General features: G+C 61.5%; 23 protein-coding genes and 2 pseudogenes. 24 read left to right on the top strand and 1 reads right to left on the bottom strand.

Going from position 1 to position 26,391, the window contains the following annotated elements:
* Nucleotides 1-130: 130 nt before the first annotated feature.
* The 13 genes and pseudogenes from H7C19_RS07765 to murA all read left to right on the top strand — a co-directional run bounded on the left by H7C19_RS07765 (nt 131) and on the right by murA (nt 13,915).
* On the top strand, nt 131-574 hold the full coding sequence (locus tag H7C19_RS07765) for an NADH-quinone oxidoreductase subunit C (protein ID WP_185142030.1): 444 nt from the start codon (nt 131-133) through the stop codon (nt 572-574).
* A 6-nt stretch (nt 575-580) separates the two neighbouring features.
* Nucleotides 581-1,681, top strand: a complete 1,101-nt coding sequence (locus H7C19_RS07770; protein ID WP_185142031.1) for an NADH-quinone oxidoreductase subunit D — start codon at nt 581-583, stop codon at nt 1,679-1,681.
* On the top strand, nt 1,681-2,697 hold the full coding sequence (gene nuoH, locus H7C19_RS07775) for an NADH-quinone oxidoreductase subunit NuoH (protein ID WP_185142033.1): 1,017 nt from the start codon (nt 1,681-1,683) through the stop codon (nt 2,695-2,697). The genes H7C19_RS07770 and nuoH overlap by 1 nt, the downstream gene beginning before the upstream one ends.
* Nucleotides 2,698-2,701: 4 nt before the next feature.
* The gene (nuoI, locus tag H7C19_RS07780; protein WP_185142035.1) at nt 2,702-3,157 is read left to right on the top strand and encodes an NADH-quinone oxidoreductase subunit NuoI; all 456 of its coding nucleotides are present in this window, start codon (nt 2,702-2,704) and stop codon (nt 3,155-3,157) included.
* Nucleotides 3,158-3,160: 3 nt separating this feature from the next.
* Nucleotides 3,161-3,685 carry an NADH-quinone oxidoreductase subunit J gene (locus H7C19_RS07785; protein WP_185142037.1) on the top strand — a complete coding sequence of 175 codons (525 nt, stop codon included), beginning with the start codon at nt 3,161-3,163 and terminating at the stop codon, nt 3,683-3,685.
* A 2-nt stretch (nt 3,686-3,687) separates the two neighbouring features.
* The gene (gene nuoK, locus H7C19_RS07790; RefSeq protein WP_185142113.1) at nt 3,688-3,990 is read left to right on the top strand and encodes an NADH-quinone oxidoreductase subunit NuoK; all 303 of its coding nucleotides are present in this window, start codon (nt 3,688-3,690) and stop codon (nt 3,988-3,990) included.
* 4 nt (nt 3,991-3,994) lie between these two features.
* Nucleotides 3,995-5,872, top strand: coding sequence for an NADH-quinone oxidoreductase subunit L (gene nuoL, locus H7C19_RS07795; protein WP_185142039.1), 1,878 nt, complete (start codon nt 3,995-3,997; stop codon nt 5,870-5,872).
* Complete coding sequence (locus tag H7C19_RS07800; protein ID WP_185142041.1) at nt 5,872-7,494, top strand: complex I subunit 4 family protein; 1,623 nt, start codon at nt 5,872-5,874, stop codon at nt 7,492-7,494. The genes nuoL and H7C19_RS07800 overlap by 1 nt, the downstream gene beginning before the upstream one ends.
* Nucleotides 7,495-7,497: 3 nt before the next feature.
* A complete protein-coding gene (locus H7C19_RS07805; protein ID WP_185142042.1) occupies nt 7,498-9,027 on the top strand; it encodes an NADH-quinone oxidoreductase subunit N in 1,530 nt (509 codons plus the stop codon).
* Between the two features lie 384 nt (nt 9,028-9,411).
* Nucleotides 9,412-10,326 (top strand): annotated as a pseudogene (locus tag H7C19_RS35680) (S8 family serine peptidase); the annotation flags it as partial.
* Between the two features lie 753 nt (nt 10,327-11,079).
* Complete coding sequence (locus tag H7C19_RS35685) at nt 11,080-11,994, top strand: S-layer homology domain-containing protein (RefSeq protein ID WP_376775335.1); 915 nt, start codon at nt 11,080-11,082, stop codon at nt 11,992-11,994.
* Between the two features lie 23 nt (nt 11,995-12,017).
* Nucleotides 12,018-12,269: a DUF1146 family protein gene (locus tag H7C19_RS07815; RefSeq protein ID WP_185142046.1), complete on the top strand. Its 252-nt coding sequence runs from the start codon at nt 12,018-12,020 to the stop codon at nt 12,267-12,269.
* A 233-nt stretch (nt 12,270-12,502) separates the two neighbouring features.
* Entirely contained in the window at nt 12,503-13,915 is a 1,413-nt protein-coding gene (gene murA / locus H7C19_RS07820) for a UDP-N-acetylglucosamine 1-carboxyvinyltransferase (RefSeq protein WP_185142048.1), read from the top strand.
* Between the two features lie 495 nt (nt 13,916-14,410).
* Here murA and H7C19_RS07825 read toward each other — a convergent pair whose 3' ends face one another.
* The gene (locus tag H7C19_RS07825) at nt 14,411-14,665 is read right to left on the bottom strand and encodes a hypothetical protein (protein WP_221469104.1); all 255 of its coding nucleotides are present in this window, start codon (nt 14,663-14,665) and stop codon (nt 14,411-14,413) included.
* 114 nt (nt 14,666-14,779) lie between these two features.
* Here H7C19_RS07825 and H7C19_RS07830 point away from each other — a divergent pair.
* The 11 genes and pseudogenes from H7C19_RS07830 (at nt 14,780) to H7C19_RS07880 (ending at nt 26,186) form a co-directional block, all read left to right on the top strand.
* Nucleotides 14,780-15,896 (top strand): annotated as a pseudogene (locus H7C19_RS07830) (RNA-guided endonuclease InsQ/TnpB family protein).
* A 559-nt stretch (nt 15,897-16,455) separates the two neighbouring features.
* Nucleotides 16,456-17,721 carry a stage II sporulation protein D gene (gene spoIID / locus H7C19_RS07835; RefSeq protein ID WP_185142052.1) on the top strand — a complete coding sequence of 422 codons (1,266 nt, stop codon included), beginning with the start codon at nt 16,456-16,458 and terminating at the stop codon, nt 17,719-17,721.
* A gap of 197 nt (nt 17,722-17,918) precedes the next feature.
* Complete coding sequence (locus H7C19_RS07840) at nt 17,919-18,518, top strand: M23 family metallopeptidase (RefSeq protein WP_246469370.1); 600 nt, start codon at nt 17,919-17,921, stop codon at nt 18,516-18,518.
* An 869-nt stretch (nt 18,519-19,387) separates the two neighbouring features.
* Complete coding sequence (gene spoIIID / locus H7C19_RS07845) at nt 19,388-19,675, top strand: sporulation transcriptional regulator SpoIIID (protein ID WP_185142055.1); 288 nt, start codon at nt 19,388-19,390, stop codon at nt 19,673-19,675.
* Between the two features lie 190 nt (nt 19,676-19,865).
* Nucleotides 19,866-20,861 (top strand): rod shape-determining protein MreB, encoded by a 996-nt coding sequence (gene mreB / locus H7C19_RS07850; protein ID WP_185142056.1) that lies wholly within the window; start codon nt 19,866-19,868, stop codon nt 20,859-20,861.
* Nucleotides 20,862-20,964: 103 nt separating this feature from the next.
* On the top strand, nt 20,965-21,831 hold the full coding sequence (locus H7C19_RS07855; RefSeq protein ID WP_185142058.1) for a flagellar hook-basal body protein: 867 nt from the start codon (nt 20,965-20,967) through the stop codon (nt 21,829-21,831).
* An 18-nt stretch (nt 21,832-21,849) separates the two neighbouring features.
* Nucleotides 21,850-22,692, top strand: coding sequence for a flagellar hook-basal body protein (locus H7C19_RS07860; RefSeq protein ID WP_185142060.1), 843 nt, complete (start codon nt 21,850-21,852; stop codon nt 22,690-22,692).
* Between the two features lie 64 nt (nt 22,693-22,756).
* On the top strand, nt 22,757-22,990 hold the full coding sequence (locus H7C19_RS07865) for a DNA-directed RNA polymerase subunit beta (RefSeq protein WP_313731474.1): 234 nt from the start codon (nt 22,757-22,759) through the stop codon (nt 22,988-22,990).
* Nucleotides 22,991-23,151: 161 nt separating this feature from the next.
* Nucleotides 23,152-23,661 (top strand): CDP-alcohol phosphatidyltransferase family protein, encoded by a 510-nt coding sequence (locus H7C19_RS07870; protein ID WP_185142061.1) that lies wholly within the window; start codon nt 23,152-23,154, stop codon nt 23,659-23,661.
* Nucleotides 23,662-23,840: 179 nt separating this feature from the next.
* Nucleotides 23,841-24,272, top strand: coding sequence for a 3-hydroxyacyl-ACP dehydratase FabZ (gene fabZ, locus H7C19_RS07875; RefSeq protein WP_185142063.1), 432 nt, complete (start codon nt 23,841-23,843; stop codon nt 24,270-24,272).
* A 207-nt stretch (nt 24,273-24,479) separates the two neighbouring features.
* On the top strand, nt 24,480-26,186 hold the full coding sequence (locus H7C19_RS07880) for a phospho-sugar mutase (RefSeq protein ID WP_185142065.1): 1,707 nt from the start codon (nt 24,480-24,482) through the stop codon (nt 26,184-26,186).
* Nucleotides 26,187-26,391: the final 205 nt, after the last annotated feature.

Consider the following 26,391-nt stretch of genomic DNA (forward strand, 5'->3'; position numbering starts at 1 on the left):
GGACGCTGTGCCCGCGCCTGGCGGCGCTGCCGGTGCTGCGGCCGCTCCGCCGGGCGACGCAGGCGCTGCACCGCCACCGCCGCCACCGCCGCCGTCGCCGAATCAGCCGCGGCTCGACCGGGCGGTTCAGTTGCTGCGCGAGCAGGTCGGCGAGGACGCCGTGATCGAGGCGTTCATCAACGAGCCGAACGACCACCTGCCCACCCTGGTCCTACATAGCGAGCGCTGGCCGCAGGCGGCGCGGTTGTTCCAAAGCCACGGAGAGCTGAACATCGACTACCTGCGCAACGTGACCGGCGTGGACCACGAGACGTACATGGAGGTCGTGTACCACCTGCTTAGCCTGACCAGCGGTCACAACTACGCCGTCAAGGTGCGCGCGGACCGCGAACGGCCGTCCGTCCCGTCCGTCACGCCCGTCTGGGAGACGGCGAACTGGAACGAGCGGGAGATCTTCGACCTGCTCGGCATCGATTTTCCCGGACATCCCGATCTTCGGCGCATCATGATGCCCGACGACTGGGTCGGCCATCCGCTCCGCAAAGACTACGTCCCGCTCGATCCGGAGGTGTAACCGAACGTGATCCGTACCGAAGAATTGCTGCTTAACGTCGGGCCCCAGCATCCGAGCACCCACGGGGTGTTCCGGATCATCGTCAAGCTGGACGGCGAGATCATCACCGAAGCGACGCCGGTTATGGGTTACTTGCACCGCGGCACCGAGAAGCTGGCCGAGAATCTCAATTATACGCAGATTATTCCTTATACCGACCGCATGGACTATGTCTCGGCGATGACCAACAACTACGTGCTCGTGCATGCCGTCGAGAAGCTGATGGGCATCGAGGTGCCGGAGCGCGCCGAATTCATGCGGCTGATCGTCATGGAGATGCAGCGGGTGGCGAGCCATCTCGTCTGGTGGGGCACTTATCTGCTCGATATCGGCGCCCTGAGCCCGTTCCTCTACGCGTTCAACGACCGCGAGCGCATCCTCTCGCTGTTCAACGAGCTGTGCGGCGCGCGCCTGACTTATAACTATATGCGGGTAGGCGGGGTCAAGTGGGACGCCCCCGAAGGCTGGATCGACAAAGTCAAGGATCTCGTCAAGTACATGTACGGCAAGCTGGACGAATATCATAGTCTCGTAAGCGGCAACGAGATTTTCCTGTCGCGGATCAAGGGCGTCGGCCAATACGACGCGGCCACCGCGATCGCGTACGGCTTGTCCGGCGCGAATCTGCGCTCGACCGGCGTGAAGTGGGACCTGCGCAAGAACGAGCCCTACAGTCTCTACGACCGGTTCGAATTCGACGTTCCCGTCGGGCGGAACGGCGACTGCTACGACCGCTATCTCGTCCGAATGGAAGAGCTGAAGCAGAGCCTGCGCATTCTCGATCAGGCGCTGGAGCAGTTCCCCGGCGACGGAGAGACGATGGGCAAGGTGCCCCGGGTCATCCGTCCGCCCGCCGGCGAAGTCTACGCGCGCATCGAGTCGCCGCGCGGCGAGATCGGCTGCTACATCGTCTCGAAGGGCAAGGCCGAGCCGTTCAGGCTCAAGTTCCGCCGGCCGTCGTTCGTCAATCTGCAGATTCTGCCCAAGCTGCTCATCGGCGAGAACATGACGAATCTCGTAACCATACTCGGAGGCATCGATATCGTGCTCGGGGAGGTGGACTGCTGATGCAGCGGTTCTGGAACGATCCGATCAGCTGGGGGCACGCGGGCATCTATCTGCTGGGCGCCATTGCGGTGCTGGCCGTCGTGATCCTGTTCGTAACCTATGCCATCTACTTCGAACGCAAGGTCATCGGCTGGATGCAATATCGCCGGGGGCCGAACCGCGTCGGCCCGTTCGGCCTGCTGCAATCGGTCGTCGACGTCGCCAAGCTGCTGCTGAAGGAGGACACCGTCCCGGCCAAGGCCGACCGGAAGCTGTTCATCCTCGCGCCGGTGCTGGCGTTCGTGCCTTCGTTTCTCGTATTGGCCATTATTCCGTACGGCTTGAAGCTGCAGTTCGCCGACGTGAACGTCGGCTTTCTGTACTACATCGCCTTGTCCGGCGTCACGACGATCGCGATCGTCATCGGGGGCTGGGCGTCGAACAACAAGTACGCCCTGCTCGGCGGGATGCGCTCGGCGGCGCAGATGATCAGCTACGAAGTGCCGCTCGTCATGTCGGTCGTCGGACTGACGATGATGACGGGAAGTCTCAACCTGCGCGACATCGTCGCGTACCAGGGCGAGTACTTCTGGCAGTGGAACTTCATTCCGCAGATCATCGGCTTCGTCGTCTTCGTCATCGCGGCCGTATCGGAGCTGAACCGGACGCCGTTCGACCTGCCGGAGGCGGAGTCCGAGCTCGTGGCCGGCTACCACGTGGAGTACAGCGGCTTCCGCTTCGCCTTCTTCATGCTGTCGGAGTACATTTACGTCTATGCGATCGCTTGTCTCGCGACCATCCTGTTCCTAGGCGGATGGAATCCGCCGCTGCCGCAGCTGGACTTCATCCCCGGGCTGATCTGGTTCGCGCTCAAGTTCGCTTGCATCGTCTTCTTCCTGTTCTGGATTCGCGCCACGCTCCCTCGGCTGCGCGTCGACCAGCTCATGGGGCTGGCCTGGAAGGTGCTCCTCCCGCTGGCCATCCTGAACATTTTCCTAACCGCGATCGGCATTGAAGTATTCGGCAAGGGAGGCTGACGAGATGAAGGGAACGGGCATTGTCAAAGGACTCGGAGTCACGCTGAAGACGTTGGGCGCCAAGAAGGTCACGCTGAAGTATCCGGATGTGCCGATCGAGATGCCGGACCGGTTCCGGGGCATTCAATATTTCGAGCCGGATCTCTGCATCGTCTGCAACCAATGCGCGCGCATCTGCCCGACGGACTGCATCACCCTGACCGGGAAGGCGAACCCCGATCCGGAGAAAAAGGGCAAGGTCATCGACACGTTCGACATCAACTTCGAGATCTGCATCCTGTGCGACCTCTGCACCGAGGTATGCCCAACGGAGGCGATCGTCATGACGAACAACTTCGAGCTGGCCTCGTACAGCCGCGACGAGCTGTTCAAGGACCGCGACTGGCTGTACGAGAACAACGAGAATATTCGCCAGGACAACAACAACATCGGCGCTCCTCAGAAGGGAGGCGCGAAATAACCCTTGCTTAACTTCAACATCGATTTTACCGGCGAATTCTTCGCATTCTTCCTCCTGTCGGTCTGCGCGATCGTCGGAGCGGTGCTCGCGATCAACTTCGCCAAAGTGGTGCACATGGCGCTGTCCCTGGCCTTCACCTTCGTCTCCCTGGCGGGATTGTTCATTCTGCTGCAGGCCGAATTCGTCGCGTTCGTCCAGGTGCTGCTCTACGTAGGCGCGGTGACGATCTTGATGATCTTCGGCATCATGATGACGAAGCATCAAGACGAAGAGAAGGCCCGGAGCCGGCCGCTGCTGGAGACGCTGGCCGCGATCGGATGCCTGTGCCTGTTCGGGATTCTGTTCTACGCGATCCGGGCGGCGAGCTTTCCGCTGCCCGCGGCCAAGCTGCCCGATAACAATACGCTGGAGATCGGCAAGCTGCTCTACTCCGCGTACGCGATTCCGTTCGAGCTCGTCTCGGTGCTCCTCACCGTCGCCTTCATCGGCGCGGTCGCCCTGGCGAAGAGAGAGGAGGAGAAGCCGTGAGCATGCTCGCATCCTATCTGACGCTGGCTGCGGTATTGTTCTGCATCGGATTCTACGGCGTTCTCACGAAGCGCAACGCCATCATCGTCCTGCTGTCGATCGAACTCATGCTGAACGCCGTGAACTTGAACCTGGTCGCCTTCTCCAAATACGGGGTGAACCCGGCGCTCACGGGACAGATCTTCTCGCTGTTCACGATGACGGTCGCCGCCGCGGAAGCGGCCGTCGGCATCGCGGTGCTCATCGTGCTGTACAGGAGCAAAGCTACGGTCAATGCGGACGAATTCGACGAGTTGAGGAGGTAACGGCATGGCAACGGTGTTCTCTCCATACGCCTGGCTCGTCCCCGCGTTCCCGTTCGTCGCCTTCGCCGTCCTGACGGCGTTCGGCCGATCGCTCAGCCGGACCGGCGCTTGGCTCGCGACCGCCGGGACGTTCCTCTCTCTGGTGCTGTCTCTGGTGATCGCCATCGAGCGGATGACCGGCGCGGCGGAAGACTACAGAGGCGGATACGAGTGGCTGCGGATCGGCGACTTTTCGCTGCCTTTCGGCTTCGAGGTGACGAATCTCGCCGCGCTGATGCTCGTGGTCGTGACGCTGGTCGCGTTTCTCGTCAACCTCTACTCGCTCGGATACATGAAGGGAGACGACCGCATCTCGGTCTTCTTCGCCTACGTGTCGCTGTTCACGTTCTCCATGCTGGGGCTCGTGCTCGCCGACAATCTGCTGCTGCTCTACATCTTTTGGGAGCTGGTCGGCGTCTGCTCGTTCCTGCTCGTCGGCTTCTGGTACCAGAAGCCGGAGGCGAAGGCAGCCGCCAAGAAGGCGTTCATCGTCACCCGGATCGGGGACATCGGCCTACTGATCGCGATTCTGCTGCTGTTCTGGTACATGCCGGATCACGCGCTCGATTTCGTCTCGCTGCACAACGTCTTCGACCCTCAGAACGGCGGCACGATCTCTCTCGGCATCACGACCCTTATCGCGCTCTTGATCTTCCTGGGCGCCGCGGGCAAGTCGGGCCAGTTCCCGCTGCACGTCTGGTTGCCCGACGCGATGGAGGGGCCGACGCCCATCAGCGCGCTGATCCATGCGGCGACGATGGTGGCGGCCGGCGTGTTCCTGGTCGTGCGGACGTTCGACGTGTTCGAGGCTTCGCAGGCCGCGATGGATACCGTCGCGATCATCGGGGCGTTCACGGCGATCTTCGCGGCCACGATCGGACTGGCGCAGAACGATATCAAGCGCGTGCTCGCCTATTCGACGGTGAGCCAGCTCGGGTACATGATGCTCGCGCTGGGCGTCGGTTCCGTGCCGGGCGCGATGTTCCATCTGTTCACCCATGCGTTCTTCAAAGCACTGCTCTTCCTGGGCGCGGGGAGCGTCATTCATGCGGTACATACCCAAGACATCCGCGAGATGGGCGGGCTCGGCCGGCGCATGAAGATCACGGCGTGGACGTTCGGGATCGGCGCGCTGTCGCTCTCGGGCATTCCGCCGCTCGCCGGCTTCTGGTCGAAGGACGCGATTCTGGCCGCCGCGCTCGCGGACCGGCCGTGGCTGTTCGTCGTAGGCGCGATCGCCGCGTTCTTCACGGCGCTCTATATGTCGAGGCTGTTCTTCCTCGTCTTCTTCGGCAAGCCAAGGGGAGAGCACGGCGCCCAGGCCAAGGAATCCCCTGGCGTCATGACGTTCCCGCTCCTGGTGCTGGCCGCGCTGGCCGTCGTCGCCGGATTCGCGAACACGCCATGGAACGGCTGGCTCGGGCAATGGCTGACGGGCAACGCGGAAGCCGACCACGCGAGCGCGCTGGCGATCGTCGTATCGGTCGCGGTCGGACTGCTCGGGTTCTATATCGGCTGGCTCGTCTACGTCAAAGGGGCCGTGCGCAGGGACGTCCTGTCCTCGCGTTTGCCGGGCGTCGTTAGGCTGCTGGAGCGCAAGTACTATATCGACGAGCTGTACGCTTGGCTGTTCGTCCGGCCCCTTCGCGCGCTGGGCGACGCGCTGACCGCCTTCGATACGCATGTGGTCGACGGCGCGGTGCGTCTCGTAGGGGCGGCCGCCAACGGGATCGGCAAGTTGAACACGCGGCTGCAGAACGGGCAGCTGCAGACCTATGGACTGGCCGGGCTCCTCGCCCTCGTCGTCCTGGTCGTGGCGATCGCCGGAAGGAGGTTCTGGTAATGCTGAAGGACATTCCGGTCTTATCGCTGATCGCCTTGATTCCGCTCGCCGGCGCGGTCCTGCTGCTCTTCCTCCCGGGGCGCCGGAGCACATGGCCCCGGGGCGTCGCGCTCGCGTTCACGGCGATTCCGCTGATCCTGTCGGCCTGGCTGTTCGCCGGCTACGAGCCGATCCTCGGCGGGAAGGCGTTCGCGGAGCACTTCACGTGGCTGTCGATCCCCCTGAACGCCGAAGCCTGGGGACCGGACGCCGCGGTCGCTTCGTACCGACTGGTGTTCGATTACCGGCTCGGGATCGACGGCATCTCGCTGCCGCTCGTCCTGCTGACGGGCGTCGTCTCGCTGATGGCGGCGATCGCGTCGGTCCATATCCGCAAGCGCTGGAAAACGTACTACGCGCTGTTCCTGCTGCTGCAGACGGGCATGTACGGCGTGTTCCTCGCGCGGGACCTGACGCTGTTCTTCATCTTCTTCGAACTGACCCTCATCCCGATGTTCTTCCTCATCGGCATCTGGGGATACTTCGGCCGGGAGAAGGCGGCGAACCGCTTCCTCCTTTACAACGGGCTCGGCTCGGCGTTCATGCTGTTCGCGTTCCTGATCCTGATCGCCACGCTCGGCTTCTCCGCCGAGGCGGCGACAGCAGGGGGCAACGCCTTCTCGTTCACCGGCGACTACGAGGTGCTGCTCGCGCACCTCAGCGATCCGAACGCGCCGGCGAACATCGCGCAGCCCGGCAACGCCATGTACTTGTCCGATTCGCTCAAGTGGACGGCGTTCGTCCTGCTGCTCATCGCCTTCGGCATCAAGCTGCCGATCTTCCCGTTCCATACCTGGATGCTCAAGGTGCATACGGAGGCGCCGCCGTCCGTCGTCATGATCCACTCGGGCATCCTGCTCAAGATGGGCGTGTACGGCTTGATCCGGTTCGGCGCGTTCCTGCTGCCCGAGCAGTTGGACGCCTGGGCGCCCGTGCTCGCGACACTAGGCGTCATCAACATCTTGTACGGAGCCGTCCTGGCCTGCGCGCAAAAGGAGTTCAAGCTGGTGCTGGCCTACTCCAGTATCAGCCATATGGGCATCGTGCTGCTCGGCATCGCGTCGCTGAACGAGATCGGCCTGCAAGGCGCGATCTACCAAGCGGTCTCGCACGGTCTCATCTCCGCGCTGCTGTTCCTCGTGGTAGGGACGCTGTACGAGCGCACCGGGACGACCAAACTGGATGAGCTCGGCGGCCTGGCGCGCAGCGTGCCGTTCACGGCGGGCATCCTGCTGACGGCGGGTCTCGCCTCGCTGGGCCTCCCCGGGCTATCGGGGTTCGTCGGGGAGTTCCTCGCCTTCCTCGGGCTGTTCGGCTCGATGAAGGCGCTGACCGCCGTCGGCGCGCTCGGCGTCCTGCTGGCGGCGGTGTACGTGCTGCGCAGCGTGCTGGGCATCACGTTCGGGCCGATGCCCGAACGGTTCATCGGCATGAAGGACGCCCGGTTCGTCGAGGCGCTGCCGATGGTGGCGCTCGCCGCGGTCATCCTGGTGCTCGGCGTCTATCCGTCGCTCCTCACGGACCTCATGCAGCACGGGTTCGACGGCCTGCTCAAACAACTATCGACGAAGGCGGGGGGCTGAGCCGTGAACACACTGCAATGGAGCGATACCTGGTATCTGGCCCCCGAGATCACGCTGGCCGCTTTCACGATCGCGCTGGCCGTGCTCGACCTGATGCTGCCGAACCGGACGAACCGGGATCTCGTCGGCTGGCTGTCCTTGCTGGGGCTGGCGGCGGCGGGCGTCTTCGTCGGGTGGCAGATGTACGATCTGCACGCCGGGGGCGCGGCGAGCGCGGCGCACAGCTTGCTCGGCGGCAGCTACCGCGTGGACGACTTCGGCAATCTCTTGAAGCTGGCGTTCCTCGCCGCGACCTTCCTGATCGTTCTCGCCTCGCTCGGGACGATCCGCCAAGCCGAGATGCCGATCAAGGGAGAATTCTATTACTTGGTGCTGCCCGCCGTGCTCGGCGCGATGGTCATGTCCTCCTCCGGGGACCTGATCACCCTATTCGTGGGGCTAGAGTTGCTCAGCATCACCTCCTACGTTCTGGTCGCGGCGCGGAAGACGAGCGGACTGTCCAGCGAAGCGGCGTTCAAGTATTACGTGACGGGCGGCACGGCTTCGGCGTTCATCCTCTACGGCATGTCGTTCCTGTACGGCGTGACCGGATCGACGAGCCTCTCCGCGATCGGCCAAGGCATCGGCCCCGCGCTCGCGGATTACCGGGCGATGGTGTACGTGGCCTTCTTCCTGATGATCGGAGGCTTCGCGCTGAAGCTGGCGCTCGCGCCGTTCCACGCTTGGGCGCCGGACGTCTACCAAGGCGCGCCGACGCCGGTGACGTCCTTCTTGGCGGTCGTCGCCAAGGGCGCGGCGTTCGCCATGCTCTACCGTATTTTCCTCAATACCGCGATGTATGCGTCCGATCAGATTAACGGCAGCGCCGTGAGGGACGATCTGTTTCTCGCGCTCGCCGTCCTGGCAGCCGCCGCGATGGTCGTCGGCACGACTGGCGCGCTTAGGCAGCATCACGCGAAGCGGCTGCTCGCCCTCTCCGGCGTGGCCAACGCCGGGATCCTGCTCGTACCGCTCTCGCTCGACGTTTCGAATCTGCATGCTTCCTTGTTCTCGGAATTTTTCTATTACCTGGTCGCATACGTATTCATGAACGTCGGCGCGTTCGCGGTGCTCTCGGTCATCGCGAGAGAAAAGGGGGACGAGGCGGTATCGGCGTTCGCCGGCTTGTATCACCGGGCGCCTTGGACGGCCGGCGGGATGACGGTGCTGCTCTGCTCGCTGGCCGGCTTGCCGGTAACGGGCGGCTTCTTCGGGAAGCTGTTCATTCTGTTCGGTACCGTACAGACGCGGGCGTATTGGCTGGCGGCGCTCTTGCTGGCGACGACGGTCGTGTCCTACTACGTCTACTTCTCGTTCATCCGGCAGATGTACATGCGCAGCGGCGATACGGATCAGGGACTGCGCGTTCCCGTGCCCGCGGGCATCGTCATCTGGCTCAGCGTGGCGGCGACCTTGGCGCTCGGCGTGCTGCCAAAGCTGTTCATGGGATGGATCGACGACGTCTTCTCGATTCTGGCAGATTTCCTGTTCTAGCGCGCTTGTTGTAACGCAACGGATAGACGCGGATGACGCGGAAGCCGGTTACGCTCCCGGACAGGCGGGCGGACCGGCTTTCGAGCGTCTGCGGCGAGGATCTCGACGAGTTGTCCTCTCGGAGTAGGCGGATACCTCTTGCGCATTGCGACTTAAGACCTCTTTTTAACGGAAAAAGGAGGGAATTCGTGTCGAAAATCGAAGTTTTATGTATAACCGGCAAGCGGACGCATGCGAATTCTCCCAGAAGTGTTGCCGGACCGTTGAAATGTGGGTACATACTCATAACTTCACAATGACGGTCAAGGGCGTGGCAAAATGAAGCGAGAACGAAGAACGATAAGAGAGGCGGCCCGCCATGCGCTGTTGGGCGTCTTGCCCTGCATGGCGGCCGCGGCGACGCTGCCTCCGCCCTTCTGGACGCAGGCGCTGGCGGCCGCCCCTGCGCTCGAAGCCTCCGCCCTGGCGGAGGCCGCGCAGCCGTCAGCCGCCGCAGTCGCCGCGCGGGAGCCGGCATTCCTCGACGTCATCGGCATTCCCGAAGCCTGGAAGCAACTGCAGCGGGACGTGACCGGGACGATTGCGATCGTGGATACCGGCATAGACTTGAAGCATCCGGCTCTGTCCGGTCTGCTGACGGACGGCGTCAACCTGCTGAACGAAGGCAGGCCGCCCCAAGACGACAACGGCCACGGAACGGCGGTCGCGGGCATCTTGGCCGCGATCGCGGAAGCGGCCGAGTCGGCCGGCGGGTCGGCGAGCTGGCAGGCGAAGCTGATGCCGATCAAGGCGCTGGACCGGAACGGGGAAGGCGACGAGCGCCATCTCGCGGACGGCATCCGCTACGCCATCGATCACGGGGCGGACATCGTCGTACTGTCGCTGGGGTTGCGGCGGGACGCGCCGCAGATGCGGGAAGTGGTCCGGCTGGCCGAATCGAAGGGCGTCGTGCTCGTCGCGGCGAGCGGCAACGATGCCGCGACGTTCGGCGGGAAGGCGGCCGTGCAGTACCCGGCCGCGTATCCGACGGTGCTGGCGGTCGCCGGCGCGGACGGCCGCAAGGCGCAGGGCAACTCCACGGGCGGTCCGGAGATCGACCTCGCGGCCGCTTGGCAGGTGGATACGCTGGCGCCGGGCGGCGGGACGACCGTCACTTCGGGCACGTCCATGGCGGCGCCCCAAGCGGCGGGAGCGATCGCCCTGCTGAAGGCGGCGCATCCGGACTGGAAGCCGGCGCAGCTGCGCGAGACGATGCGGCGGACGGCGGAGGATATCTCCGCCAAGGGCTGGGACCGCGCCACCGGGTACGGCCTGCTGCGGGCGGACTTGGCGGTCTCCGCCGAAGAAGTCGCGGACTGGCGCGAGCCGAACGGATCGCGGACGACCGCGTCGCCCTTCCCGATCGGGACAGAAGTATCCGCCGCCTGGTACGGGAAGGACGACGCGGATATGTATGTCGTCGACGTGCCGTACGAAGGACGGCTCGCCGTCCAAGCGACGACGGATGCGAGCCGGAGCGGCGGCGTTCGCCCGAGACTCGCGCTCTATCCCGAGAATGGCACCAAAGCGATCGCGAACGTCGGCGCAGGTTCGCTGAAGGCGGAGTGGAAAGTCGCCAAAGGCAAATACTACTTGAAGGCGGAGGGCTCTTCCAAGAGCGGATCGCTCGCTTATCGGCTCGAGTCCGACTTTCGCATGGCGCCGGACGAGATGGAGCCGAACAATACGGCGCTAACGGCTTACACGCTGTCGCCTCGGAGCCAGCGCTGGACCGGCAACTTCGATACGCGAGGCGACGAGGATTGGTCGGTAGTGACGCTCCCTCGGGCGGGGACGCTGAAGATCGTCGTCAATCCGGACACGACCCGGATCGATCCGGCGGTGACCGTGCGATTGGCATCCGACGACAAAGCGGAAGAGACGGATGCGAACGGGGACGGCGAACCCGAGACGGTCACGCTGACCCATGCGAAGGCCGGCAAATACTACATAAAGATCCGCAACGCCGTCACCGACAAGCCGGAACCCGTGATAGGGACCTATACGGTGCGAATGGAATACATTACACCAGACGAAGATCCCAACGAGCCCAACGACGGACCGCTCACGGCGACGACGATCGCCGTGAAGGCGGGCATCGCCGCCAAAGGGCTCATCGATGAAGAAGGCGATGAGGATTGGTTCCGGTTCACATTGGACCGGAACCAGGAGCTGCAGTTCGGTCTGACCGGCATTCCGTCAGGCACGTCCGCGACGCTCACCCTCTCGGATAAGCAGCTTCAGTCCTTGGATTTGTGGAGCAGCGATCCGGAGCGGTCCGGGATCCAGGCGGTCAAGTCGCTCAAGGCCGGCTCGTATTACTTGAAGGTGGAGGCCGATCACGCGTTTCGGTCCCCTTATTACGAGCTAAGCGTGCAGCCGAAGGCTTCGGGAGCGGCTTTCGGGGACACGGCGGGCCATTGGGCGGAACAACCGATCGCAGCGGTTGCGAAGGCCGGCTGGCTGCGAGGAATCGGGCCTAACGTCTTCGGGCCCGACCGAAGGCTCACCCGGGCGGAAGCGATCGCCGCCCTGGTCCGAGCGGCGCCTCCGGATGCGAAGGGAGCGGGAGCGCGGGCTGGCGCCCTGCGGTTCGCGGACGTCGGACGCACCCACTGGGCTTACGCGGCGATCGCCGAGGCGGATGCCGCAGGCTGGCTGCAGCGGTACGACGGCCGCAAGCTGGAGCCCAACCGGCTCTTGACTCGGGCTGAAGCCGCGTACTACCTGGCCAAAGCCAAAGGCTGGAAGGCATCTCTCGCCAGCCGCAGGCTGTTCACCGACGTGGCGGCGAACGATTGGGCGGCGGCGGAGATCGAGACGCTGGCCGGGAAAGGCTGGCTGTCCGGCTACGCGGACGGCACCTTCGGTCCGGAACGAACCATTACCCGGGCGGAGTGGGCGGTCCTGCTGTCCCGGTTGTTGTAGCAAGGAAGGAGAACGACCCGTTCATGGAAAGCGTATATAGCTCGGTCGGATGGGACGGATTATTTTCCATCTTCGTCACCTTAGGATTCGTGGCCGTCAGCTGGGTCTTGCTGCAGGAGGTCAAATGGGACCAGTTCATCCGGCATCCCCGCAGCCCGCGCGCCCGATTGCTCCAGCTCTTTTTGGCGATCATCCTGGGGCATCTGCTGGCCGCTTTCGTCCTCGATTACTGGAACTGGACGACGGCGCTCAAATGGTTATTCTTGTCCGAGTGAACGGTCCCGAAAGTCGAATAACGCCGCATCGAAATGCCAACAATGGGTCATAAGGCGAAAAAGCGCTCGTCGGAAGTCAAATTCTGGCGAACAAGACCGGAAACATTGTCAAAAGATGCCGCTTGTGCCAACCCATTGGGCAATGGTATGATGAAATTTGGGTTTTTCGGGACCGGCATCGGAAAATTTTAACGGTTACCGAAATGATTCTACACCCGCGGAGGGAACCACCCATGAGCAAAATCATCGTCCGCGGCGGCCGTCCCCTTACTGGGACAGTCCGCGTACACGGCGCTAAAAATTCCGTCCTACCGATCCTCGCCGCCGCATTGTTGGCCGAAGAGGGATCGTGCGTCATTCATGACGTGCCCGCCTTGGACGATGTAACTAACATTTTGCAGGTGCTCGCGGCTCTGGGGGTTCGCGCGCAGCAGCACGATACGCGCGTCTCTCTGCACGCGGATCGGCTTGCTTCGTATGAAGCGCCGTACGAATTGGTCCGCAAGATGCGGGCTTCCTTCCTCGTCATGGGTCCGCTCTTGGCGCGCCTCGGCAAGGTGAAGATCTCGCTGCCGGGCGGCTGCGCCATCGGCACGCGTCCGATCGATCAGCACCTGAAGGGCTTCGAGGCCATGGGCGCGGAGATCGGCTTCGGCCAGGGCTCCATCGAAGCGCGCGTGAACGGCCGACTGCACGGGGCGCGGATCTACCTCGATGTCGCCAGCGTAGGCGCCACCGAGAATATCATGATGGCTGCCGCTACGGCGGAAGGCACGACGCTCATCGAGAATGCCGCCAAGGAACCGGAGATCGTCGACTTGGCCAACTTCTTGAACGCGATGGGCGCTAAAGTCCGCGGCGCCGGTACCGGCGTCATCCGGATCGAAGGCGTGGAACGCCTGAAGGGCGTCGTTCATACGGTCATTCCGGACCGCGTCGAAGCGGGTACCTATATGATCGCCGCGGCCGTTACCGGCGGCGATGTCTACGTAGAAGGCGCGATCCGCGACCATCTCGGCCCTGTCGTCGCTAAGCTGGAGGAGATGGGCGCGAGCGTGGAATGCGACGAGAACGGCATTCGCGTATCCGCTCCGCGGCAGCTGCGCGCGGTCGACGTGAAGACGCTGCCTTATCCGGGCTTCCCGACCGACATGCAGGCCCAGATGATGGCGCTCCTGCTCCGGTCGGAGGGCACGAGCATCGTCACCGAGACGGTCTTCGAGAACCGCTATATGCACGTCGAGGAGCTGGCGAAGATGGGCGCCGATATTAAGGTGGACGGCCGTACGGCGATCATCTCCGGCAGCTCCAAGCTCGTAGGCGCGCAAGTGTGCGCAACGGACCTGCGGGCAGGCGCGGCGCTGATCTGCGCCGGGCTCGCCGCTGACGGCGTGACGGAAGTCACGGGCGTGCATCATATCGACCGCGGCTACATGGACATCGTCGGCAAGCTGGCCGCGCTGGGCGCGGACGTCTACCGCGCGCCTTCCCCCGAGGAAGTGCTCGCCGAGGCGGCCGAGCATGCGGTTGTCGAGCATGTGACTGTCGAGCATGTGACTGTTCGCCGCCCGGTCGCCGTGATCGAAGTCGACGAGCGTCCGCTGGCCGACGTCGCGATGCTGCGCGTGCATCCCACGTTGGCGTAACGTCTTGGCATTTATCCCTATATGTAAGGTGTACACAGCCCCAGCGCCTTGGCGCGGGGTTTTTTTGTTGCGGTCGCAGCGCTGCGAACCCCCAATCCAACAGTTCCCTTTTCTCAGACGAGTCTTGATCGTCATTATGTTGCAAAAGTACAACTTATTTTGCATAAAAATCGCGATTTCAGCGAATATGTTGTAAAAAGTACATCTTATTTTGCGAAAAAGTGGAGTAAGCTCCTTTTCGAGGCGAACAAGTTGCATCGAACATCCGATTAGTCAACCGATCAGCCGCACCACACAATCGAACTCCAACAAATCCAACTCCCGCACCACACGTCCAACCAGTCATCCGATCCTACTCCAGCATCGAACATCCAATTAGTCAACCGATCTACCGCATCACACATACGAACTCCAACAAATCCAACTCCCGCACCACACGTCCGACCAGCCCACCAATTCTACCTATACATCACACGCCCACCCACTAACCATTCTTTAGCTCATCCACTTCGACCATCCCTGAATGAGCTCGTATTGGACGTGACGGTCCCCTTTGCCGTGGGGGATTCTCCGCAGGTAGCCTTTGGCGCATAGAGACTCGAGAATCTTAACGGCGGTGCGGTGATTCATACCGAAATGCTCGACGACGTCGATCGGCCGAATCGGCCGAGCCAGAAAGAAGGCCAGCTTCACGGTTTCCTTCTCTGCCAGCACGACGCGATCCACCGGCGGCTTCATCAAACTGCGCATACTCCCGCTTCTGCAAGGGGGAGGAATGTGCGTCAGGCGCAAGCCTGACTGTTGTTATACTTGTGCCGGGTCCTCCCAAATATGCTATAATCAGCATGGAAGGGAGGCGAACATATGATCGTAACGGTGACGGGGAAAGTCAAGATCAAGCGCAAAAAGCCAAATCCATGCCCTACAGGATACCATCCTTGCTTACCGCCAGGGCTGCAATCTCGTATCTGCCGTCGTGTTCGACACAAGAGAGTTAAAACAGCCTGCTCTGCACCAAAAGACTTATCGGACCCTTCGCGTCACGCTCGGCCTACGTTCCCAGATGGCTCAGTCGGTGATGAAAACCGTGATCGCTCGATACAAGGCGATTCGGAGCAACAGTCACAACTGGGTACGCGTGCAGTTTCAGAAACCGGAATACGACCTGGTATGGAACAGGGATTATTCACTAACCTCGAGTTTGTTTTCCGTGAACACGCTGCAGGGACGCATCAAAGTCCCCTTCGAAACGAAAGGCATGGAAACCTACTTCGACGGCTCGTGGACCTTCGGCACGGCGAAGCTGGTCCAGAAGCAGCGAAAGTGGTTTCTGCACATCCCAATGTCAAAAGAAATCACTGCACCGCAGCCAGAGGATATCACGAATATTGTAGGTATCGATCTAGGCATCAACTTTGTCGCGACCGCCTACGACACGGGCGGCAAGACCGTCTTCTTTCACGGCAGGGCGCTGAAACGCAAACGGGCCAGCTACAAGCGGCTTCGTCAAGAGCTGCAGCAGAAGAAAACGCCTTCCTCCCGCCGCAAACTCAAACGTATGGGGCAACGTGAAAACCGTTGGATGACCGATGTGAACCATCAGGTCAGCAAGGCACTCGTCGCCCGATATGGCGCCAATACGTTGTTTGTCCTCGAAGATTTGACAGGTGTCCGTCAGATGACGGAGAAAGCCAGGGTTAAAGACCGCTATGTGACGGTATCGTGGGCGTTCCGCCAACTGCGACAGATGGTGACATACAAGGCACAGCTTGCAGGATCGATGGCGATCGCGGTGGACCCGAAATACACCTCACAAGCCTGCCCCAAAGGCTGTCGTCTCGGGAAGGGGAACCGGGACAAGCGCAAACACCGCTTCTGCTGCCAAGTCTGCGGCTATCGAAGCAACGATGACCGTGTCGCTGCGATGAATCTGGTGCGCAAAGGCCAACAATACCTTCTCGAAGGTGCAGGCGCAGCATGACTGCGTTTGCAGGGCAGCCGTCAATCTGCCCATCGATAGGCGCTTGTCTATCGTGGATGTGACACCACGTTTCGTAAGAAACGCCAAAAGATCGGAGTCGAAAGACGTAAGCACGATCGGGTCGTCACAAGCTCCCGCTTCAAACGAACGTTAAGCGGGAGTCATTGACAAACGTCTCGTGCGCTTCCTCAAAGCCCATCGTCAACCCTCCATTACGAAAAAAAGAACGCCCTTGTCGCCAGCCGGGAAGCTGGGAAAGGACGTTCTTCGTCTAGCACCAATATAGCACGCGAATCGCAGGTTGCCTAGATTATTCGTAAAAGACGCGGCGATGAAAAATGGATGATCGTCAGATCGGCGGAAGGCCGAGCTTTCGGATCGTCCTAGCATCATGGAGAAACGATAGCCCAGCCAAACGGCGAACGTATGGCGCATGGGCCGCATATGGCAGACGTGAAGCGGGGTGTTGCCGTCCCCTCTACCGAACGGTTCTATCGTCTCGCATTTATTCATAGGTTGTAAGCAGTCGGAACAACGGACTTACAACCGGAGGTGGACGATGAGGATTCGCACGAAGAGGAAGAACGCGCGCAGACAGCGGCTCGCCGCATCGGCCTTCACAGGCGGCGTCGCGATGGCGGGCATCCTTTGGCTGGTCTTGCATGCGGGTACCGGCGGCGAGCGTCTGGATGCTAGCGCCCTAGCGGAGACGGGGGCGGGGTGGCCCGGCCGAATGGACGTACAGAACGGAACAGGCGCTGCTATCACGGGAGAGACGAGCGCAGGAGGCGCGGGGGGAGCCGGCGGCGCCGTTGCCCCGGGCGGGGCAGGAGAGGGCGGCAAAGCGCCGGCCGCAAGCGGACAAGCCGGCTCCGCGGGAGGCGCGGGTGCGTCCGCATTTCCCTCCGTCGCGGACGTGAAGCCGTCCGGGGAGGAGAGTCCGATTCTCGTACGAGTCTATCTAACAAAGGAGAAGCGCGTGGAGCGGGTACCGCTCGAGGCGTACGTGAGAGGGGTCGTCGCGGCCGAGATGCCCGCGAGCTTCGAGCCGGCGGCGTTGGAGGCGCAGGCGATCGCGGCGAGAACCTATCTATTGCGGCGACTCTGGCTGAACGATCGGACGGGCGTGCCCGTTCGCGGCGCGGACGTCACCGATACGGTCACGCACCAAGTCTACCGTTCGGCCGACCAGATGGACCAGTTGAAGCGGAACGACGCCGACGGCTGGGCCAAAGTCGAACAGGCAGTCCGCCAAACCCGCGGATTGGTTCTCGTTTACGGCGGCGCGCCGATCGAGGCGCTCTATTTCTCGGCGAGCAACGGCTACACCGAGAATTCCAAGGAAGTGTTCCCGATGCAGCTGCCTTACCTCCAAGTCGTGGACAGTCCCTGGGACAAGGAAGATTCGCCTCGCGCGAAAGAAACGGTAGAGATGTCCTTAAGCGCATTCTATCGAAAGCTCGGCGTGCAGACGCTAGCGACGTTGACGGGCGTAGGCAAACGGCCCGCGATCCGCATCGACGCCTGGACGGAGGGCCATCGCGTGCGCACCGCCACCGTGGGCGGCAAGCAGTTGACCGGCGATCAGATCCGCAAGCGTTTGGGTCTGCGCTCCGCGGCCTTCGACTGGGCGGTGAGCAAGAACCAGATCGTCATCACGACCTATGGCAGCGGTCACGGCGTGGGCATGAGCCAGTGGGGCGCGGAGGGCATGGCCAAGGCGGGCGCGACGGCCGAACAGATCGTATCGCACTATTATACCGGCGCCCAGATTAAGGAAGTTTCGAAGCTACGACCGGAGGAGGCAGAGCCTTCGAAGCTTTAAAGTTTGCAATCTTGCAAATCGGCACGTATAAAAAGCTATCACCTGGTAACACTTGCTTACTGAGGTGATAAAAAATGAATGATCAAAACAAAACACGCAAGATCGAAGAGTCTCCAAAGTCGGTAGTAGGATCGTCTGCTAGGCCTTCAGCGTGGAAACGGTTTTTCTCCAAGCGGTGGGTATTTCCTGCCCTGTACATGGCCGCAGCAGCAATCATCGTAACGGTCCTCTGGCTGAATGCCGGCACCGGCGACAAAAACAAGTCGCAGGACGTCGCAAGCTCGGGGATCGAAAACGGCGCTACGGCTGAAGGCGACGCAAGTCCGGACGCGGTGCCGGCCGCAGCGAACGGGGAAACGCTCCGTTGGCCGGTCACGAACCGCGACCAGCTCAGCGTCTCGCTTCCGTTCTATGACGCGAACGGATCGGAAGACCAGAAGGCTGCCGCAATGGTGCAGTACGAGAACCAGTTCACGCCGCATACGGCGATCGACCTGGCGAGTAAGGACGGCAAGGCTTTCGACGTCAAAGCGGCGATGAGCGGCAAGGTCATGGTGGCCGAACAGACTCCGATCAACGGCTACGAGGTGCAAATCAAGCATCCGAACGGCCTGACGACGGTCTATCAAAGCCTGTCCGAGCTGAAAGTCAAAACCGGCGACGAAGTGAAGCAAGGCGATCTGCTCGGCGCTGCCGGTCAGAGCGAGATGGAGAAGAGCGAAGGCGTTCACGTTCACTTCGAAGTGCTGAGCAACGGTCAATCGGTAGACCCGAGCTCGCTGATCAAAGCAGAGTAATCGCGTCTAGCAACCTCTTTCCGGCCGCCGATCCTAGAGTGATCTCTAGGGTCGGCGGTTTTTTTGCGTTTGGAAATGCGAGCGTGAAATAAGCGGCGGCCGGGAACCCTCCTTGCTTACGATATCGACTTCAGCGGGGAGCGGGCGTCGTGATCGTCCGTTCGGTGCCGGATCGGGGCCTGATCGAGGCTTGAGGCCTAAGCCATGGATATAGAAGGAGAAGCGCGAAGCGAAAGGACGGGGCTTGCCCCGTCTTTTTTATGAAAATGGGTCTTGGTCATTATCGCTTTCAGGGCTTACACACCAAATAGTCGTACGGAATATTCGTCTTCGGTTGGGCAAAGGTCGCCCGGAATTCATCGGCTGGGACCTGTCCGGTGGTGCTCGCCGATGGTGCTTGATGGTGGTTCTTTCTCATGTTGCTTTCTCGTGGTGCCTGTTCCCAATAAATTGTATTCGTACAACTTATTTGGCTCCCANNTGTTCGGTCGGCGTTGGAGGATCCTATTAGCCTGTCGCAATTTTCATTATAGCCTGTGACCTGGTAAGGTCATACGTGTTTTTTACGTGTCCGAAAGTAAAGGCCTCACCCATCCAGTCTCACCGTTCCTTTGCGGATACGTCTCACGATCATCATGCGTCGCCGCTTCCGGGAAGACCGCGAAGCCTTTTTACTGTTGGCCGGGCGTTTAAGCCGGATAGGCGGAAACACGGCTATATATAGGACTTTGGGTTCACTTCTTGCGCGATCCGGGACCTTTAGTCCCGGCGAATTTGGACTTTCTAGGCTTGTCAGGCTTGGCAACAAAGAATAAGTGACCGCGCCCCTCATATAATGTACCAATCTATTCGAGCAGGGAGGCGGGAGCGTGCACGATTACATCAAAGAACGGACCATCAAGATCGGCCGGTGCATCGTCGAGACGCGCAACACGGTACGGACGATCGCCAAAGAATTCGGCGTCTCCAAAAGCACAGTGCATAAAGACCTAACCGAGCGGCTGCCGGAGATCAACCCGGACTTGGCCGACCAGGTCAAGCACATTCTGGAGTATCACAAGTCCATCCGGCACCTGAGGGGAGGAGAAGCGACGAAGATCAAGTACAAGAAGACGACCGTCAAAAAACGGGAAGTTCTGACAGCCGTTAAGGTATAATTTTACTTTGAGACGGGATTTGAAAGAGGATTTTCCCGAACGATGGCGAATAATAAATGCTATACAATACGACAGCGGCCTGTAATGCCGTTTCACGCTTGAGATCGGCGCCGGAACCGGCCCGGATCCGAGCGGAAGCGTCGCCATATGGAGCAACGGTCAATCCATCGCGGTGGGGGATTCACGGAACATGTTCAGCAAAGACATCGGAATTGATTTGGGCACGGCCAATGTATCGATTCACGTAAAAGGCAGGGGCGTCGTGCTCGATGAACCGTCCGTAGTCGCCATCGAGAGCGATAGCCGCAGGGTATTGGCCGTCGGGGAAGACGCGCGCCGCATGGTCGGCCGCACGCCGGGCAATATCGTGGCCATCCGTCCGTTGAAGGACGGGGTCATCGCGGACTTCGAAGTGACCGATATGATGCTTAAGGCGTTCATTCAGCGCGTCGGCGGGCGCAATTGGTACAGCCGTCCCCGCATCCTGATCTGCGCGCCTACGAACATTACGTCCGTCGAGCAGAAGGCGATTCGCGAAGCGGCGGAGAGAAGCGGCGCCAAGGAGGTCTTCCTCGAGGAGGAGCCGAAGGCTGCCGCGATCGGCGCGGGCATGGATATCTTCCAGCCCAGCGGCAATATGGTAGTGGATATCGGCGGAGGAACGACGGATGTAGCCGTCCTATCGATGGGCGACGTCGTGACCGCCTCTTCTCTTAAAGTCGCGGGGGACAAGTTCGACGCCGCGATCATGAAGTACATAAAGAACAAGTATAAGCTCCTTATCGGCGAGCGGACGAGCGAAGACATCAAGATCAAGATCGGTACGGTATACGCCGGCGGCCGCAACGAGGAGCTGGATATTCGCGGCCGTGACATGGTGTCCGGCCTGCCGCTGACGGTGACGATCCACTCCGACGAGGTGCGCGAAGCCTTATGGGAGCCGGTATCGTCCATCGTCGCGTCGGCGAAGTCCGTGCTGGAGCGCACCCCGCCGGAGCTCTCGGCCGATATCATCGACCGGGGCGTCATTCTGACCGGCGGCGGCGCGCTGCTGGACGGTCTGGACGCGCTGCTGGCGGACGAGCTGAAGGTGCCGGTGCTCATCGCGGAAGATCCGATGCATTGCGTCGTGAAGGGCACCGGCATCATGCTGGATCACCTGGACAAGATGGCCCGCAGGCGCTGATCGGCGTCGCTGCGGGCCGGGCCGGGGATCCGGTGTCCGGCAAGCGATCAACTTAGGATCAGGAACCAACGGACGACGGTCCGGACGAACAGGGAGGGAAATCATGCTTAGAGGGTTATACACGGCGGCAGCGGGAATGATCGCCGAGCAGAGACGCCACGACACGGTGACGAACAACGTCGCCAACTTGAATACTCCCGGCTACAAAGGGACCAGCTCGGTCAACCGCGCCTTCCCCGAGATGCTGCTCTCGGCCATGGGCGGCGCGAATCCGCCTTCCGGCACGATCGGCAAGCTCAACACCGGCGTATTCGCCGAAGAGAATCTTATGAACCTCGGTCAAGGCGATATGGTCGAGACGGCCCGCAGCCAGGATATGGCGCTCGTCTCCGACATTCTGGTGAACGGCCGGACGTTCGACGCGTCGGGCAAGTTCGTCGCCGCCAACGGCGAGGTCACTTATCAGCCTCAAGCCTTCTTCACCGTCCGCAACGGCGACGGCGAACAGCGCTATACGCGCGACGGCAGCTTCCGCACGATCGCGGACGGCACCCTCGTCACCGCCGACGGCATGCAGGTGCTCGGCAGCGACGGACAACCGATCCGGGTGACGGCGTCGTGGGACAACGTCGCGGTCACGGCGGACGGACGCCTGGTCGACAACCAGACGCAGCAGCCGCTGGACGGCGATCCTCAGCTGATGCTGACGGAGGTCGTCAACCCCAACCTGCTCGTCCGCGAAGGCGACGGCAAGTTCCGCTACGCAGGCGACCCGGGCGGCATCCGTCTCGTGCAGCAGGGCGAGCGTGTCGAGATCCGGCAGGGATTCCTGGAGCGATCCAACGTAGACGCCTCGCAGTCCATGGTGGACATGATGTCCGCCTTGCGCGCCTATGAGGCCAATCAGAAAATCGTGCAGTACTACGACCGCAGCTTGGACAAGGCGGTCAACGAAGTCGGCAAGGTCTGATAACGAGGGGGAGCATCCATGAACAACTCCGTGATCGGCGCAGCCGCATCGCTCGGAGCGCTTCAGCAGAAGCTGGACATCCTGGCGGGCAATATCGCCAACGTCAATACGACCGGCTACAAGCGGAAGAGCGCCGTCTTCGAAGATATACTGACCAATATTCAACCGCATGAGCAGAGCTTCCTGCAGCCCGGCCGCCGTTCTCCGCTCGGCTATACGCAGGGCTGGGGCGCGCGCGTGGTCGCCCAACAGCTGGATATGGCCCAAGGCGCCATGCAGCAGACCGACATTCCGACGGACGTCGCCATTGCGGGCAATGCCCTGTTCGAAGTCCGTTCGGGCGGTTCGATCGACAGCGCGCGGGCGTTCACGCGCCAGGGCGCCTTCCAGTTGAAGCCGACCGATCAAGGCGACCGGCTCCTCACCACGAATTCGGGTTACCCGGTGGTGGCGAACGTAGACGGGCAGGAAGACTTCATCCGCGTGCCGAACGGCTACGAGATGATCATCGCCGCGGACGGGACGATCACCGCCCGCCTGCCGAACGGAACCGAGCAGGTGGAGCTCGGCAAGCTGAAGCTGGTGCAGGTGACGAAGCCCGAGCTGCTCCAAGCCGTCGCCGACAACCTCTACGGCGTCCCGTCGAACGTGAACGTCCAGGATGTCGTCGCCGATATTCAGGCCTCCCCGGAGACCACGGGCGGCGTATCGGTGCGCCAAGGATTCACCGAGCAATCCAACGTCAATCTGACCGACGAGATCGCGGATCTCGTGAACGTTCAGCGCGCTTATCAGCTGAGCGCCCGGGCGTTGTCCTCCGGCGACCAGATGATGCAGATGGCGACCAACTTGCGCGGATAGCGTATTGCGCTTAGAATAGGTAGCGTTTGTATCGTTTTTTTTTTTCCTATAAGGAGGATCAATCGTGACAGCAACCAAGCGTCCGACGGACAAGCCCAAGCGATCCGCGGGACGACTCTTGCTGCTGATTGTCTGGACTAGCGTCAAGATCTTGTTCATCCCGGTGCTCTGCGTGGCGGCGCTGATCGCCGGCCTAGCCATCGGATATGTGGTGCTAGGCAAGCAGCAATGGTCGGATGTATTCGACTGGAATACATGGAGACATATGTACGATCTCGTGTTCGCGAGCGGCGACTGACGCCTGCACCGGCCTTAGGCGACCGTCATGAAGGCTCCCCGCCTGCAAGCGGGGAGCTTTCGTTTTGTCTGCGGAAGACAGGTATTGTCGAATCGGTTTACGCCCGGTAGGCCGAGCGGTATAATTAATGGGGAACTTTGAGAGATGGGGGAGAATCCGGGATGAATATACCTAATCTGCTGACGATGTCCCGATTCGTCATGATCCCCCTGTTCATATCGCTGTATATGAACGATCATCGGGTGTCGGCGCTGCTCGTGATATTGGTGGCCGGCCTGACTGACTTGCTGGACGGCTATATCGCTCGCCGAAGCGGGCAGATCACTTTGACCGGCATCATGCTCGATCCGCTGGCGGACAAGCTGATGATGCTCTCGGTCGTGGCCGCGCTGCTCGTCGGGGGGGAGATCCCTTGGTCGGCGGCGATCACGATGGGGGTACGCGAGGTCGGAATGATCGCCAGCTCGGCGTTTTTTCATTTTCGCGGGATGCGCACCGTTCCGGCCAACGTCTACGGCAAGCTGACTACGTTCGTTTATTATCTGGCCATCCTCCTGCTCTTCCTGGAGCAGCCGGGCGGCGTGGAGCTCCTCTGGACCGCCATCGTCCTCTCTTTCGTGACGACGGGGGTCTACTTCATGAAGTTCAAGCGTCTGAACCAGGCATCCTGACGCCTGAAGGGGCCGGAGGCACAAAAAGAACCCGCCGTCGCGCCGAACGAGGAGAAGCGGCAGTCGACGGCGAGCCCTCTTATCATCAACCTTCGCGACTGCAGTTCGCCAAGGGATAATTGTAGTATTGACCGCAGTCGGCGGGCTTTATCCCCCCTGCGAGGAGAGGAGATTCCTGTATGCTCGACGTGAATCAAATTCAAGAGATCATTCCCCATCGTCCGCCGTTCCTGTTGGTGGACCGCATCCTGGAGCTCGAAGCGGGCAAACGGGCCGTCGGCCTCAAAAACGTGACGATCAACGAACCGTTCTTCGTCGGACACTTCCCGGGCTTCCCGGTCATGCCGGGCGTGCTCATCCTCGAAGCGCTCGCCCAGGTCGGCGCGACGGCGATTCTCGGTCTCGAAGAGAACCGGGGCAAGATCGGTCTGTTCGCGGGCGTGGACGAATTCCGCTGGCGCGGCCAAGTGACGCCGGGCGATACGCTGACGCTGGAGGTCGAGATCATCCGCCTCAAAGGACCGATCGGCAAAGGCCAAGCAACCGCCAAGGTCGACGGCAAAGTGGTCTGCGAGGGCGTGCTGATGTTCGCGCTGACGGATCCCAAATAAGAACGGATCTGCCGTCTTTGGAGGAAAAGAGGCACTGTCGGCCGGATTTTGTTCGGAAAAACGGATGGACGAGCAGATCGCCCTTGCGCGACGAACCAAGCCGAATCGGCGGAAGGCGGCGTCCTGAAGCTTCCGACTCCTGCGGCGTGAAGATCGGCCCGCGTCGGGGTATAGATAAGAGATTAATATGGAGAGGAAGCGAGAACGATGAGTAACCTTACAGCTATAGAAGTCTATGAGGCTTGGTTGAACGACCCGAACGTGGATCAAGCGACGAAGGATGAGCTGCGCGGCATTGCGGACAAGCCGGCTGACATCGAAGACCGCTTCTATCGGGAACTGGAATTCGGCACGGGCGGCCTCCGCGGCGTGATGGGCGCGGGGACGAACCGGATGAATCGCTATATGATCGGGCGCGCGACCCAAGGGTTCGCCGCGTATCTCCTGAAGCAATTCTCTTCCCCGTCGGTCGTCATCGCGCACGATTCCCGGAACAACTCCGATATCTACTCGCTCGAGACGGCTTGCGTGCTCGCGGCAAACGGCATCAAGACGTACCTGTTCCGCTCGCTGCGTCCGACGCCTCAGCTCTCGTTCGCCGTCCGCGAATTGAAGGCTTGCGGCGGCATCGTCATCACGGCGAGCCACAATCCGCCGGAGTACAACGGCTACAAGGTGTACGGAGAGGACGGCTGCCAGCTCGTGCCGCACCAGGCCGAGCAGGTTATCGCCGAGATTCGCGAAGTGGACGCCTTCCAAGACGTGAAGCGCTTGTCGCAGCGGGAAGCGGAGGAGCAGGGGCAGCTGCTCTGGCTGGACGAAGAGGACGACAACCGGTTCGTCCATACGGTGGCGGGACAGTCCGTACATCCGGAGCTGCTGAAGAGCGGCGCCGGCGACGCGCTGAAGATCGTATATACGCCGCTGCACGGCGCCGGCAATATGCCCGTCCGCTGGGTTCTCGCGCAGGCGGGCTTCGGCTCCGTCTACGTCGTGCCGGAGCAGGAGCATCCGAACGGGATGTTCTCGACCGTCAAGTCGCCGAACCCGGAGGAGCACGAAGCGTTCACGCTGGCCATCAAGCTCGCGGACGAGAAGGGCGCCGACATCATCGTCGGCACGGACCCGGACTGCGACCGGATGGGCGCCGTCGTCAAGAACGACAAGGGCGAGTACACGGTGCTCTCCGGCAACCAATCCGGCGCGCTGATGGTGCACTATCTGCTCTCCAACCTGCAGGCGAAGGGCAAGCTCCCGGCCAACGGCGCGGTGATCAAGACGATCGTGACGAGCGAGATGGGCGCGGACATCGCGAAGTCGTACGGCTGCGAAGTCATCAATACGCTGACGGGCTTCAAGTACATCGGCGAGAAGATGACCGAGTTCGAATCGACCGGCGCGCATACGTTCCTCTTCGGCTATGAGGAGAGCTACGGCTATCTGACAGGGACCTATGCCCGGGACAAGGATGCCGTCGTCGCCTCGATGCTTATCTGCGAAGCGGCCGCCTACTACAAGACGCAAGGCAAGACGCTGTACGACGTGCTGCTAGAGCTGTACGCAAAGTACGGCACGTACTTGGAGAAGCTGGAGTCCCGGACGCTAAAGGGCAAGGACGGCGTGGAGAAGATCGGCGCCATCATGGCCGACTGGCGCACGAATCCGCCTGCGGAGGTGGCCGGCATTCAAGTGGCGAAGGCGCTGGACTACGAGAAGGGCATCGACGATCTGCCGAAGGAGAACGTGCTCAAATTCATGCTCGCCGACGGCTCCTGGTTCTGTCTGCGTCCGTCCGGCACGGAACCGAAGATCAAGGTGTACTTTGCCGTGCGGGGCGGCGATCTGTCCGGCGCTTCCGATTCGCTGGGCCGCCTGGTGACGGATGTCATGGCGCGCGTCGATGCGCGGGCCTAAGCGGGAGCAAGGCAGCGGCGTCGGGGCTGAGTCGTAACGGGGTGACGATGGGGAGCGAGAGGCTGATCGCGGCGAGGCCGAACAGGAACAGCGCCGTGATTGTCATGGTGCATTGGCGTGCCGGCATCCATATAAAGCGAGTCAGCCGGTCGGCGTAAAGCCATAGATGCAATACCGGCGAGACGGCGTTCGGAAGCGAAGGCGG

Origin of the sequence: Cohnella nanjingensis (genome assembly GCF_014212125.1) — a bacterium.
GTDB lineage: Bacteria > Bacillota > Bacilli > Paenibacillales > Paenibacillaceae > Cohnella > Cohnella nanjingensis.

What these genes read in the sequence shown, in the direction of transcription:
- nuoH (WP_185142033.1), top strand. Translation starts at nt 1,681, where the DNA reads ATGCAGCGGTTCTGGAACGATCCGATCAGCTGGGGGCACGCGGGCATC.
- nuoI (WP_185142035.1), top strand. Translation starts at nt 2,702, where the DNA reads ATGAAGGGAACGGGCATTGTCAAAGGACTCGGAGTCACGCTGAAGACG.
- nuoK (WP_185142113.1), top strand. Translation starts at nt 3,688, where the DNA reads ATGCTCGCATCCTATCTGACGCTGGCTGCGGTATTGTTCTGCATCGGA.
- nuoL (WP_185142039.1), top strand. Translation starts at nt 3,995, where the DNA reads ATGGCAACGGTGTTCTCTCCATACGCCTGGCTCGTCCCCGCGTTCCCG.
- H7C19_RS07800 (WP_185142041.1), top strand. Translation starts at nt 5,872, where the DNA reads ATGCTGAAGGACATTCCGGTCTTATCGCTGATCGCCTTGATTCCGCTC.
- H7C19_RS35685 (WP_376775335.1), top strand. Translation starts at nt 11,080, where the DNA reads ATGGAATACATTACACCAGACGAAGATCCCAACGAGCCCAACGACGGA.
- H7C19_RS07815 (WP_185142046.1), top strand. Translation starts at nt 12,018, where the DNA reads ATGGAAAGCGTATATAGCTCGGTCGGATGGGACGGATTATTTTCCATC.
- murA (WP_185142048.1), top strand. Translation starts at nt 12,503, where the DNA reads ATGAGCAAAATCATCGTCCGCGGCGGCCGTCCCCTTACTGGGACAGTC.
- H7C19_RS07825 (WP_221469104.1), bottom strand. Translation starts at nt 14,665, where the DNA reads ATGCGCAGTTTGATGAAGCCGCCGGTGGATCGCGTCGTGCTGGCAGAG.
- spoIID (WP_185142052.1), top strand. Translation starts at nt 16,456, where the DNA reads ATGAGGATTCGCACGAAGAGGAAGAACGCGCGCAGACAGCGGCTCGCC.
- H7C19_RS07840 (WP_246469370.1), top strand. Translation starts at nt 17,919, where the DNA reads ATGGCCGCAGCAGCAATCATCGTAACGGTCCTCTGGCTGAATGCCGGC.
- mreB (WP_185142056.1), top strand. Translation starts at nt 19,866, where the DNA reads ATGTTCAGCAAAGACATCGGAATTGATTTGGGCACGGCCAATGTATCG.
- H7C19_RS07855 (WP_185142058.1), top strand. Translation starts at nt 20,965, where the DNA reads ATGCTTAGAGGGTTATACACGGCGGCAGCGGGAATGATCGCCGAGCAG.
- H7C19_RS07860 (WP_185142060.1), top strand. Translation starts at nt 21,850, where the DNA reads ATGAACAACTCCGTGATCGGCGCAGCCGCATCGCTCGGAGCGCTTCAG.
- H7C19_RS07870 (WP_185142061.1), top strand. Translation starts at nt 23,152, where the DNA reads ATGAATATACCTAATCTGCTGACGATGTCCCGATTCGTCATGATCCCC.
- fabZ (WP_185142063.1), top strand. Translation starts at nt 23,841, where the DNA reads ATGCTCGACGTGAATCAAATTCAAGAGATCATTCCCCATCGTCCGCCG.
- H7C19_RS07880 (WP_185142065.1), top strand. Translation starts at nt 24,480, where the DNA reads ATGAGTAACCTTACAGCTATAGAAGTCTATGAGGCTTGGTTGAACGAC.